Here is an 11723-nt window from a genome sequence, read left to right on the forward strand (position 1 = left end):
GCATTAGCCTTTTTTTCTACCACTCGCCTAGCGAGTGGTTTTCTGGATACAAAGAGACGACCCGTCTGATGACTCAGACGGGTCGTTTTTTTCTCAGTGGTTATGCTTTTTCGTTTTCTTTCAGCTTTCTCTGCAGCCAAATTGACGCAACATCCATTGCGTTATAAAAACCCTTCCGCTCAGTCTTATTGAAAATCTGCGGTCTGCCGGTCAGGATATCCGTTGATACCAGCATCACCGAAATACGGTTCGGAATTTCTTTTCCGCCCTCTGTTTTGTTATCCAGCACCTTCATCTCGATGATGCAGCTGTCGGTGGGATCGCCATAATAAATGGTATCCTTTGCACGTACCAGCGGTTTTCCCTGATATGTCAGATATTTCGACGGCTCCTGTGCCATTATAATCACTCCTTACGCATAATGCGGTTTTTACCTATTACAGTATACCACGGATGCCATGAATTTTCAACCCAAAACTTTTCCGCAAAAACCAATCCCGGCTAAAAACCCCTGCTAATCTCGTAAACAATGTTTCATACGATAACGGCAAATCGGAGTGCCGCTCCACACCTGCGCTTCCACATATGCCGGCTGGGCGAAAACAGGTTCGTTCCAGAAATCCTGCGGCAATCCGTATTTTTCTATGATACGCAGAATTTCTTTATATGTGTATACCTGCCTTCGGTATTCCAATCCGTCCGTCACATTCGGGCTGAACGTCGGAAAAGTGTCGCCGTATGTAAACGATACCGTGTTCAAATCGAATTCATCGATGGGAATTTTGATGTAATCGCCGTCTTCAAACCAAGATGCCAGCCACGGACATTCTCCGATCACCATATAATGAGGAGTCAATAGCACCGGCTGACCGCCTTTTTCAATAAACATCGCACGCACCAGTTGTTCCAAAACCTTACGGCGTTCGTAGTATTTTTCACCGCGCATTCCCGCGTGAAAGGTGGTGTTTTGCTTATCAAGCTCTGCTTGTATCTTCATTGCCTCTGCGACTGATAAATCGGATAAACTGACAAACGGCCCGACTTTACGTTCAAAGTAATGATATAGATAAATCACAGTACCTCCTTTATACCCTGAAAATACATTCAACAGCAGCTATTTTGTATTCCACGAAAACGGATCACTCGGCTCCATAGTTCCGGCCATGATCGGAGTGACCTCACCTATTTCCGGATTGGTGGGCTGATCTACCTGAAACAAAAATCCGGTCTTTCCGTATCTGCCGAGTTTATCTTGATCATAACGATCACTGTCCATGCAGATGTTGACGGCTTTCAGCGCAACCGTCAGTTCGCAGCTGCCCTCGATAAGCTCATGTTCCCATAAAAATTCACATTCGATATTTAAAAAACACTCTTTGATTCGCGGCGCGTTTACTTTTGAGGCCTTTTCCGCCGTCAGACCGGAAGCAGTGATCTCGTCTGCTTCATATTGATTGTTCCCGATGGTTTTGATACAGCGATCATAGATATCGAAAGAAGGAAAATTCAACACACAGACGCCGGTCTCTTTCAATGATCCGTACATATGCCCGTTTTTTGAGACCCTGCTCATGATACAGATAAAATCATTCACACCACCTCCGATAAAACTCGACCAGGACTGCAGGCAGGCATTTTCCTTTCCGTTCGGTTTCCAGCCCGTGACAACGAACACCAGTGAAGGCATGGCTGTCACAAAATCATACCATGAGATATTGCCGCAGGCCCTTAAATATTGATCAGTGAATTTTTCGGGTCTTTCTGAAATAGAGATTTCCTTTTTCATAATTATGTGTGCTCCTCTTTTTCGGATTTTTGTCTTTTTTATTCTATCGCATGAAACACGACCATAGTGTGTCGTGTTTCATGTCGCAATTTTTCCATCTGCTCATTTGCCTTTGAACAAAACAAACAAAATTTCTGCCCCAAAATTCACCGTAACAATATTGTGATTATATATGATTTCATCCCTTTCCACAAGATGTGAGTTTAAATTGGTTTTTGTAAAGAACATTTAAGACTGTTCCCCGCTCTGTTTGTCTTAAAATGCATGAAATTTTTGTCGAAAAGCACTTGACAGATCGGGATAATTATTGTATAATCCGGATGTAAAGTTTATGTGCTTTACACAAATCCCACAGGAGGCGATGACGTGCAAAAGAATCTGGAGATCTCTTTGCTGCTGGATTTTTACGGCGATCTGTTAACCGAAAAACAGCGCGAAGTCACCGAGATGTATTATAACGACGATATGTCTCTTTCTGAAATCGCCGAAATTGTGGGGATCACCCGTCAGGGTGTTCGAGACGCGATCAAGCGTTCCGAACAAGTCATGACGGAGTTTGAAGATAAAGTCGGTTTCTGCGCAAAATATCTGCAGATGCACGAAGGGCTCGATACCATCATCCGTATCTCCCGCAGCATCGCTGCGCAAAACAGAGGATATTCCTATTCGAAAATCACCGACGACGGGATCAGGGAAATCATCTCGGTCTCGCAAAAACTTCTGGATTAGGAGCTTTTTTCGAAATGGCATTCGAAGGTCTCAGCGAAAAACTCAGCGGCATTTTCAAAGCGCTTAAAAACCGCGGGAAACTTTCCGAGAGCGATATTAAAGACGTCATGCGGCAGGTGCGGATCGCACTGCTCGAAGCCGACGTCAACTTTAAAGTCGCAAAGGAATTTGTGGCAAAGATCGGTGAAAAGTGCCTTGGTGCTGAAGTGCTCCAAAGCCTGACCCCTGCTCAACAGGTTATCAAGATTGTCAATGCGGAATTGACCGAGCTGATGGGCAGCACCAATACCCGCATCAACTTCGCTTCAACACCCCCGACGGTCATCATGATGTGCGGTTTGCAGGGCTGCGGCAAAACCACCCACTGCGCCAAACTCGGTTATCTGCTGAAGTCTCAGGGAAAACGCCCACTGCTCGTCGCCTGCGATATCTACCGCCCCGCAGCCATCGACCAGCTTGTCACTATCGGAAAAAAGGCCGATCTGCCCGTGTTTGAACTGGGTCAGACCGATCCCGTAAAAATCGCAAAAGAAGCGGTTAAACACGCTAAGGATCACGGAAACGACGTTGTAATACTCGACACCGCAGGCCGTCTGCATATCGACGAAACCATGATGGACGAACTGAAAAACGTCAAATCCACTGTCAAACCCAATGAGATTTTACTCGTGGTAGACGCGATGACCGGTCAGGATGCCGTCAATGTCGCGGAGAGCTTCAACGCCGCGCTCGGTATCGATGGCGTGATTGTGACCAAAATGGACTCCGACACCCGCGGCGGCGCCGCTTTGACGGTCAAAGCCGTCACCGGAAAACCGGTCAAATTCATCGGCGTGGGCGAAAAGATCGACCAGCTTGAGACCTTCCATCCCGACCGCATGGCCAGCCGGATTTTAGGCATGGGCGACGTTTTGACTTTGATCGAAAAAGCCGAAGCCCAGTTCGACGAGGCCGAAGCCGAAAAAACGCTAAAAAAACTCAAATCCAAAAAATTCGACTTCAACGATCTGCGCGATCAATTTTCACGCATGAACAAGATGGGCAATCTGGCCGACATCATCGGCATGATCCCCGGTGCGGGCAAGATCAAAGAAGAAGACATCGACATGAAGCGCTTCGCCAAAATCGACGCGATGATCAGCTCGATGACACCCGCCGAACGCTCCGATCCCAACCTGATCTCGCCGCCCCGCAAACGCCGAATCGCCGCCGGCAGCGGCACCAAAGTCGAAGACGTCAACCGTCTGCTCAAGCAAATGGACCAGATCCGCGGCATGATGAAACAGTTCGGCAAAAAAGGCGGCAAACGTTATCCCGGAATGGGTTTCTAAACGGTGACAACCGGTAAATCCGGTTTCCACATAAACAAACACACAATTTTGGAGGAATTCTTAATGGCAGTCAAAATCAGATTAAAGCGCACAGGCGCAAAAAAAGCACCTTCCTACCGTGTAGTCGTAGCGGATTCCAGATTCCCGCGTGACGGCAGATTCATTGAAGAAATCGGCTACTATAACCCGCTGACCGAACCTTCCGTATTTCAGGTAGACGGCGAAAAGGCCAAGAAGTGGATTGCCAACGGCGCTCAGCCCACAGAGACTGTTAAAGTGCTGTTGAAGAAGAACGGCATCATCGAATAATCAAAGGGTTTTCTCCGAAAGGTGAATGATCCGGAAAGGCATACCCGTAATGGAAGATTTTATCACTTTACTGTTCGGCGGGATTGTTTCCAATCCCGATGAGATATCCATAGAGGTTTCGCAGCCGGATGCGTCGGGCGCAGTGGTCTATACCGTTGGCGTCGCTGCTGGCGACATGGGGCGTGTGATCGGAAAAAGCGGAAGAATGGTTCGTTGCCTCAAGACGCTCTTTAAAGCGGCTGCCGCGAGACAGGGTCAAAACGCTTTACTCGAAGTCAAATAATGCACGACTACCTTGAAATAGGAAAAATCGTCTCCTCCCACGGGCTGAGAGGCGAATTCAAGGTCGATTTGTGGTGCGATGGCCTCGATTTTGCCGCGCAGTTTAAAACTCTGTACCTGGGCGCACAGCGTGATCCGCTAACCATCATAAGCTGGCGCGGCACCAATGTTCAGGCAATCGTCAAAGCCGAAGGCTACGATCATATCGACACCGCCAAAACACTGGTCGGAAAGACCCTATGGTTTGCGCGAAAAGACGCCGTCCTTCCCGACGGCAGTTTTTTTGAGGACGACCTGATCGGACTTTCGGTTGTCGATTCAATCACCGGTATAGAATACGGCAAACTCACGAATATCTACCGGACCGGCGCCAATGATGTCTATGCCGTACAAGACAAAAACAGCGCCGAGAAGCTGCTTCCCGCCATTCCACAGGTTGTGAACAACATTGATCTGAAAGCCGGAAAAATAACGATCACCCCGATTCCCGGCATTTTCGACGATGAGGGTTAACACACCATGAGAGTGGATATTATGACATTGTTTCCCGAGGTCTGTGCGGCTTTCACCGACAGCAGCATCCTCGGACGAGCGCAGCAAAAGGGTCTCTGTGAGATCCGTTATCACAACATCCGCGATTATTCCGGCGACAAGCACAACCGCGTCGACGACTATTCCTACGGCGGCGGTCCGGGCATGGTGATACGTCCCGAGCCGGTCTTTGCATGTTTTGAAGCGATCTGCGCAGAATGCGGATACCGTCCGAAGCTGTTCTATATGTCCCCGCAGGGTAAACCGTTTACACAGGAAAAAGCGTTTGAACTGTCAAAACTCGGCGGTTTCGCGATTTTATGCGGCCACTATGAGGGAATTGACCAGCGCGTTATCGATCTGATTGTCGACGAAGAAATCTCAATCGGCGACTACGTTCTGACCGGCGGTGAACTTGCTGCAATGGTAGTTACCGATGCCGCCGTTCGCTTGGTCGACGGCGTGTTGTCACAGCCCGAATGCTATCTCGGCGAGAGCCATGTAGACGGACTTCTCGAGTACCCGCAATACACCCGCCCCGAAGTTTGGCGGAATATCTCCGTTCCGGAAGTGCTGATATCCGGGCATCATGAAAATATCGAAAAATGGCGGGCAGCAAAATCAATTGAAATCACGCAACAAAAGCGACCGGATATGCTTCGTAAAAACTGCCCAAAAAGCGATGAATAATGTTGTAACATTGCACAACGCGTCTGTTTTTTTGTCCGAAACTTTGTAGGTTGTCCTAAAAATTTAAAGGTTTTTCAAAAGAAATGGGTTTTCGGTTGACGATTCTTGTAAAAAGTATTATAATAGTGACGTGACTAAGCCCTTTCGGGCGTTCAATCTGGAGGGTGTAAAGTTTGAAAATAATTTTTTCAAACTCGGAGTTTGTTCCTTCTTTATCGAGTATGTAAATTCTTTTTACTACCGGATCAAACATCCCAAAACCTGCAAAAGGAAGGTCTTAATGATGGTATATAAAGATGTCGTCGTCAGAAACAAGGTCGGTCTGCACGCAAGACCTGCTACGTTCTTTATACAAAAAGCGAACGAATTCCGTTCCACGATCTGGGTGGAAAAAGAAGAACGCCGCGTGAATGCCAAGAGTTTGCTCGGTGTGCTCTCTCTGGGGATTATCGGCGGTTCCAACATCCGCATTGTCGCCGACGGATCGGATGAAAACGAAGCTGTAAACGCCTTGGTTGCACTGCTCGAATCCGGTCTCGAAGAAAACTGATTTAAAACTGAATTATACTCTCTTCAGGGCGGGGTGCGATTCCCCACCGGCGGTAAAGTCCGCGAGCGGGTAACCGCTGAATCGGTGAAATTCCGATACCGACGGTATAGTCCGGATGAAAGAAGAGTTCACATTTTTTTGCGAGCCCTCGCCCTTGTCTTTGACAGGGGCTTTTTGCTTTTTTCGATTTTATTTGAAAGGTCGCCGAATCATTATGAAACTCATTTCCAATCGCACCTTTACCACCAGAGGTATCGCTGTTATCGGCGTTTTAGCCGCATTATCAATTGTATTGGCACTGTTTGCGCGATTTCCGCTGCTCGTTTCATATCTGGAATATGAACCCGGTGATATCCCGATTTTGATCGGTACGTTTATGTTCGGTCCTATAATCGGACTTGTGCTTACCGCAATTGTCAGCTTGATTCAGGGATTTACGGTCAGCGCATCCAGCGGTTTATACGGAATATTGATGCATTTTATCGCAACCGGTACGCTTGTGTTGGTTTCGGGAATGATCTATGCTTATCGTAAAACTCACAAAGGTGCTGTTATTGCACTTTCCGCCGGAGCCGTTTCCGAAATTGCCGTTATGCTCGGGGCGAACATTCTCATTACGCCGTTGTTTTTGGGAATCCCCCAAGCGGAAGTGTTTCCGATGTTGCTCCCGATCATACTGCCGTTTAATCTGATCAAGTGTGTAATCAACTGTACAATCGCTTTCTTTATCTATAAACCGATCTCCCGACTGGTTAATTGTCGGACAGCAAAATAATTTCTTCTGCCGTCTTTTCTGCCAGCTCTTCGATCTTTGAAAAATCCATCGCCGCCTTATAAAACGCCTCGAGATCATCGTGGCGTTTTTTGATTTTCTCGAGCCGCATGCAGGCGCAGTTAAGACGCTTTTCAATCGTACTGTCGTAGATGGAAAACACCGTGCCGAAGTCGCGGTAGATGGGACGGATGTAAAACCGTTCAGCCTCAATTTCTTTTCCGGATAGTGCTTTACCGTGGAAAGCGTTTTTCGTGAGGATGGCGATACCGAGTTTCGGAATCAGCAGATGTTCGGTATGCTCGGGGCGCATCGGACAGCGGCAATAATAACAATCATATCCGTTTTCAAGCGCATATTCACCGATCAAACCGATCAAAACTTCGGCGGCGGTACCCGCATCGTCTTCGATTAAAAACAATTTATCGCACAACGCCGTTACGGTATCAACATAAAACAAGAAACCGTTCGGAGTGACACCGGACAGGAAGCGATCTTTTCTCTTTCCCCGCCCTTCACCCTTCGGAATAAACTTGCTGCAAAACCGGCCTGCGAACTTTCGCGTTTTTTTAACATCCAGCATCTTGACGCCGTATTTTTGCTTGACAGCGGCAAAATCACCCGCTGAAGCGATATCACGATACACCAAAGTGTATTCGGCAGAAATTTCACTAAAAAGGTTGGCAATAGACGCAGCATCCGTCCGTAATTTATTTCTATCCCAGAACTGACCGATATCAATCAGATTTTCGATCACACCGGCTGCCCGCGGCTTGACGGTATGAGGCGGCGTCGCGTCCAAAATGACAGCGTTTTTCTGCGGGCAGATGATGCCGTCCAGTGAATCGGGATCTGACGAGCAGTGAATCAGCTCGCAGTCGAGATCGCTTTCAATCAACCGATCCGCGATCTTTTTGCACAGCGTCGATTTGCCCGTACCCGGTCCGCCCCAGATCAATTTCACATGCGGCAGATCGTCGAGTCCGTAGAGTTCGGAAAAGAGTGAATAAAAACCCTCGCTGCTGTTGGCTGCAGCGAAAAAATCAAGAGATTTGGACATAAAATTTTCCTCCGTCGTATGTATTGCGGGTGATGACTCTACTGCAATATATGCCCGGCGAAAGGGAATTGATTATATTAAATATGTAAAAACATTAAAATATGGTCTCGATGATTTTATTGCACACCTGCGGGGAATAGCGCCAATTTGCCAGCCGCCCCTCAGTGATATAATACTCGGTTGAAACAGAACCCTGATCATCAAAAAAGCTGTCAACGATAATCAGCTTGACTTTCATTTTTTCCGGAATGATGTTTTTGATAAAAACGCTGGCGGATTGACCGATCTTGATGCCATCTTTTTTCTCTGCGAGGCCGGCGAGATTCGGCGTCAGCTCAACAAAAACGCCGTATTCCTCAATTGAACGAATGATCCCCGAAACCGTCTGACCGGGACTGAATTTTTTTGCATTCTGTTCCCAGGTACCCAGCAGTTCGCGGTGGGTCAGGCACACCCGACCCTCGTTGTCCACGCCACGCACTGCGACAAACAGATTGTCTCCGGCTTTAATCCGGTCGGACGGATGGGAGATGCGGGAAACCGAAATACTGTCGATGGGCAGCAGAGCCACAATGCCGCATCCGATGTCGCAAAACGAACCGAAATTTTCATTGTGCGTTGCGATTGCGGGAATAATATCTCCCGGCTCAAGATGGGATATGTACTCTCTTGCACACTCCTCCTGTGCCCGTTTTCGGGATAACACAGCGACCGCCCTTCCTTCGCGTTCACCGAACCCAGTGACTTTGAAACAGACCGGCTTATTAACCCGCGAGATGACCGCGATGTCTTTGACCTTGCCCTCCGCAATACCTAACGCCGCTTCCTCTCGCGGAATAATTCCACGCATACAGCCCAGATCAATCGCCAGATTATGATCGCGGTCACACATCACTGCACGCGCCTCGATGGTTCGGTTGCCGCTCAAGGCCCATTCCAATCCGCTGCGCGAAAATAACGCTGCGCGGTTTTGCGGCGTATTGATCAACTGTCCCTCGGGATAGAAATTCCTCATAATGTACACCTCCGTCATGTTCTGTAAAAATATATGACGGGATGTCCATCCTCATAACCAATAAAAAGAAATAGGCCGCTTCTGCGGCCACATTGTGATAATAAATTGTCATTCTGAGCGGAACACGCTTAGCGTACGCAGTCGAAGAATCTCGGCCTGATAAAGTCTTTCGGGGACGGATCACCGTAAACATCACGGCAACGAGATCCTTCGACTACGCTCAGGATGACAAATCAAAGCAGATTTTTAATGACCCACTTTGCCACACCGTCGTTGTCGTTAGTGTCGCAGATTTCGTCGGCAGCTGCCTTGGCTTCTGGCAGCGCGTTTTCAACCGCGACGCCGATGCCCGCGCCTTTCAGCATCTCCACGTCGATATCGGAATCTCCGAACGCAATCGTCTGTTTTAAATCAATCCCCAGTTTCCCGGTGATTTTTCGGAGCGCGTTTAGTTTGTCGGCGTCTTTGTGCGTGATTAATGCCGCGTTCGGAGACGGAAACAGATTCATCTCTGGCCCGATGCAATCGAAGATGTCATAACTGTCGTATTCGTCGAAAATCAGGCGAATGCGCTGGATGTCGCATTCCGGCAATTGTTCAGGCGCGCAAGGCACTATTTCTCCGGTCGCGATATTTTTCAAACTCCCTTTTAAATAGCTGTACGGTTCGAGATAGATACCGCACCCGGTTTTGGGATATCGTACAAGGACTTTTTTGATAACTTCCATGCCCGCTGAAAATGAGATGACGTTTTTCCCGATCAAATCTCCGCCGATATAAATTAAAGCGCCGTTATAAAGCGCCAGCGCATCACATGGCAGGTCTTTTAAAAACAGACCCACTTTACGCGGCGAACGCGCGGTGATGTAGGCGATTTTTATACCCGCCTGTGCACACCGCCGAATGGCATCGGCACTTACGTCAGAGATGGTTTTGTCGGAGCGCAGAAGGGTGTCGTCGAGGTCAAAAACCAATAATTTATATTTCACGGTTTTCCTGTATTCTCAGCATAGTTCGTCCATCATTTTGATGCGGCGCTCATGGCGTTCACCGCCGTCGAAGCCGGTGTTTAAAAACACCTTGATCATCTCAACCGCCTGTTCGAAGGTATTGGTTCTGCCGCCGAGGCAAATGATGTTGGCATTGTTGTGACGGCGAGCCATTTCAGCGCTGCAAACGCTTTCGCAGTGTGCCGCGCGGATGCCTTTGAAGCGGTTAGCAGCGATGCTGATGCCGATGCCGGTGCCGCAGCAGATGATTCCGCAGTTACATTCGCCCGATAAAATTTTTTGCGCAGCTAGTTTAGCATAAACGGGATAATCCACCGACTCCGTGGAATCGGTGCCACAGTCGATGAAGTCATAGTGATTTTCTTTGAGCCATGCTCCGATGGCCTGTTTGAGTTCGAATCCGCCGTGGTCCGATGCGATAACGATCATTTTATTTTCTCCCTTTCTTTTCACGTTCTCTTTCCGCCTGTGACAGTCGGAGATAGACCGGTTGAATGCTTTCAAAATCAATTGGTTTTCCCTTTTGTGCGGCAGTCAGAATGCCGTCGGCAATGATAAACCGTTTTTCTTCCGTTGCAAGGATAACGTTCGGAATTTGTTCGGCGCATAGTTCTGCCCCGTCGCCGAACAATAATACGGGCTTTCCTGTAAGTTCTTCCCGCAGTTGGACAATCGTCAATGCACGGTCGGGGGTCAGCCGTTCGAAGCCATTAAATAAAGCGTTATAAACCTGTCCGCAGCGGGCGTCGAATACCGGACAAATCAGCGTTTCCTCCCCCGCTCCGTTCTCGGCCAGCGCCGCTAACGATGACACTGGAATTACACCGATGTCCGCGCCCATCGCAAGCCCTTTCGCCGTACTGATACCGATTCGCACACCCGTAAACGAGCCGGGGCCGACTGTGACCGCGACCGCATCAATCTGCTTCATGGTCAAACCACATTCGGTAAGGCATTCGGCGACCATCAGCATCAACGTTTGAGAATGCGTCAAGCCGTTGTTAGTAAATTTCGAAATCAATGTCTTACCGTTTTCGCCGATTCCGACCGCCGCGGTCGAAGTGGAGGAATCAATCGCAAGAATTCTCATGCTTTCTTTTCCTCCGTGAATTCGAAAATCCGCTCGTTCGGTGTTTTTCCCGGTGTGACATACACGCACATTGTCGGTTCGGGAATTAAATCGATGATATGCTCGCTCCACTCGATCAGCGTTACCGAATCCGGCTGACCGGCGACGTCGAAATAGCCGGTTGAATAAAGCCCGTCAAAATCGTTGATCCTGTACATGTCGAAATGATTGACAGCCAGCCGTCCTGTATACCGATTATAAATCACAAATGTCGGGCTTGTAACCGTTTCGGGGCAACCGAGTGCTGCCGCGAGAGCCGAAGTAAAAGTCGTTTTTCCGCTGCCGAGATCGCCGAAAAAGGCGACAACCTCACCGCCGCACAGTTCACCGGCGAGTTTTTGTGCCAGTGCTTCGGTCTCAGTCAGATTTTTTGCGACGAATTTTCCGCGCAAACCCTCACCTGCTTTCGGTGAAATTTTAACACAAACAGCGCGTTTCTGTCAATGTGAGTGAAGCCATAAACAGAATGAAAAAGGTGTAGGATTACAATTGATGTGTTACAAAAGGGAGGAGGAAAAAAAGAGTAGCG

Annotated in this window: 17 protein-coding genes and 1 riboswitch; of the genes, 8 read left to right on the top strand and 9 right to left on the bottom strand. The window is 48.4% G+C overall.

The window, feature by feature from the left end; genetic code table 11:
• Positions 1–100 precede the first annotated feature (100 nt).
• The 3 genes from PK629_12270 to PK629_12280 form a co-directional block, all read right to left on the bottom strand.
• Positions 101–400: a hypothetical protein gene (locus PK629_12270; protein HOP12253.1), complete on the bottom strand. Its 300-nt coding sequence runs from the start codon at positions 398–400 to the stop codon at positions 101–103.
• A 114-nt stretch (positions 401–514) separates the two neighbouring features.
• Positions 515–1075: a hypothetical protein gene (locus PK629_12275; protein ID HOP12254.1), complete on the bottom strand. Its 561-nt coding sequence runs from the start codon at positions 1073–1075 to the stop codon at positions 515–517.
• 39 nt (positions 1076–1114) lie between these two features.
• Entirely contained in the window at positions 1115–1786 is a 672-nt protein-coding gene (locus tag PK629_12280; protein ID HOP12255.1) for a flavin reductase, read from the bottom strand.
• Positions 1787–2152: 366 nt separating this feature from the next.
• On the opposite strand from PK629_12280, the gene PK629_12285 reads away from it, so the two are divergent.
• From PK629_12285 to PK629_12320, 8 genes are all read left to right on the top strand, one after another.
• Positions 2153–2515 carry a YlxM family DNA-binding protein gene (locus PK629_12285; GenBank protein ID HOP12256.1) on the top strand — a complete coding sequence of 121 codons (363 nt, stop codon included), beginning with the start codon at positions 2153–2155 and terminating at the stop codon, positions 2513–2515.
• Between the two features lie 14 nt (positions 2516–2529).
• Complete coding sequence (ffh, locus tag PK629_12290; protein ID HOP12257.1) at positions 2530–3846, top strand: signal recognition particle protein; 1317 nt, start codon at positions 2530–2532, stop codon at positions 3844–3846.
• A gap of 63 nt (positions 3847–3909) precedes the next feature.
• Positions 3910–4155, top strand: coding sequence for a 30S ribosomal protein S16 (gene rpsP, locus PK629_12295; protein ID HOP12258.1), 246 nt, complete (start codon positions 3910–3912; stop codon positions 4153–4155).
• A gap of 49 nt (positions 4156–4204) precedes the next feature.
• On the top strand, positions 4205–4438 hold the full coding sequence (locus tag PK629_12300) for a KH domain-containing protein (protein HOP12259.1): 234 nt from the start codon (positions 4205–4207) through the stop codon (positions 4436–4438).
• Positions 4438–4950 (top strand): ribosome maturation factor RimM, encoded by a 513-nt coding sequence (rimM, locus tag PK629_12305; GenBank protein HOP12260.1) that lies wholly within the window; start codon positions 4438–4440, stop codon positions 4948–4950. The genes PK629_12300 and rimM overlap by 1 nt, the downstream gene beginning before the upstream one ends.
• 6 nt (positions 4951–4956) lie before the next feature.
• Positions 4957–5658, top strand: coding sequence for a tRNA (guanosine(37)-N1)-methyltransferase TrmD (gene trmD / locus PK629_12310; protein HOP12261.1), 702 nt, complete (start codon positions 4957–4959; stop codon positions 5656–5658).
• Between the two features lie 283 nt (positions 5659–5941).
• Positions 5942–6208, top strand: a complete 267-nt coding sequence (locus tag PK629_12315) for an HPr family phosphocarrier protein (GenBank protein ID HOP12262.1) — start codon at positions 5942–5944, stop codon at positions 6206–6208.
• Positions 6209–6223: 15 nt separating this feature from the next.
• Positions 6224–6339: riboswitch (FMN riboswitch) on the top strand.
• Between the two features lie 83 nt (positions 6340–6422).
• Positions 6423–6983, top strand: a complete 561-nt coding sequence (locus PK629_12320; GenBank protein HOP12263.1) for an ECF transporter S component — start codon at positions 6423–6425, stop codon at positions 6981–6983.
• Here PK629_12320 and PK629_12325 read toward each other — a convergent pair.
• The 6 genes from PK629_12325 to tsaE all read right to left on the bottom strand — a co-directional run bounded on the left by PK629_12325 (position 6961) and on the right by tsaE (position 11586).
• Positions 6961–8040: a hypothetical protein gene (locus PK629_12325; GenBank protein HOP12264.1), complete on the bottom strand. Its 1080-nt coding sequence runs from the start codon at positions 8038–8040 to the stop codon at positions 6961–6963. The two genes, PK629_12320 and PK629_12325, sit on opposite strands and share 23 nt — an antisense overlap.
• Positions 8041–8134: 94 nt before the next feature.
• Entirely contained in the window at positions 8135–9055 is a 921-nt protein-coding gene (locus tag PK629_12330; GenBank protein ID HOP12265.1) for a S1 RNA-binding domain-containing protein, read from the bottom strand.
• A gap of 233 nt (positions 9056–9288) precedes the next feature.
• Entirely contained in the window at positions 9289–10044 is a 756-nt protein-coding gene (locus PK629_12335; GenBank protein ID HOP12266.1) for an HAD hydrolase family protein, read from the bottom strand.
• Between the two features lie 15 nt (positions 10045–10059).
• Positions 10060–10494 (bottom strand): ribose 5-phosphate isomerase B, encoded by a 435-nt coding sequence (gene rpiB / locus PK629_12340; GenBank protein HOP12267.1) that lies wholly within the window; start codon positions 10492–10494, stop codon positions 10060–10062.
• A 1-nt stretch (position 10495) separates the two neighbouring features.
• Positions 10496–11155, bottom strand: coding sequence for a tRNA (adenosine(37)-N6)-threonylcarbamoyltransferase complex dimerization subunit type 1 TsaB (tsaB, locus tag PK629_12345; protein ID HOP12268.1), 660 nt, complete (start codon positions 11153–11155; stop codon positions 10496–10498).
• The gene (gene tsaE / locus PK629_12350; protein ID HOP12269.1) at positions 11152–11586 is read right to left on the bottom strand and encodes a tRNA (adenosine(37)-N6)-threonylcarbamoyltransferase complex ATPase subunit type 1 TsaE; all 435 of its coding nucleotides are present in this window, start codon (positions 11584–11586) and stop codon (positions 11152–11154) included. Before tsaE ends, tsaB begins: the two co-directional genes overlap by 4 nt.
• Positions 11587–11723 lie beyond the last annotated feature (137 nt).

It is taken from the genome of Oscillospiraceae bacterium, assembly GCA_035380125.1.
GTDB lineage: Bacteria > Bacillota > Clostridia > Oscillospirales > JAKOTC01 > DAOPZJ01.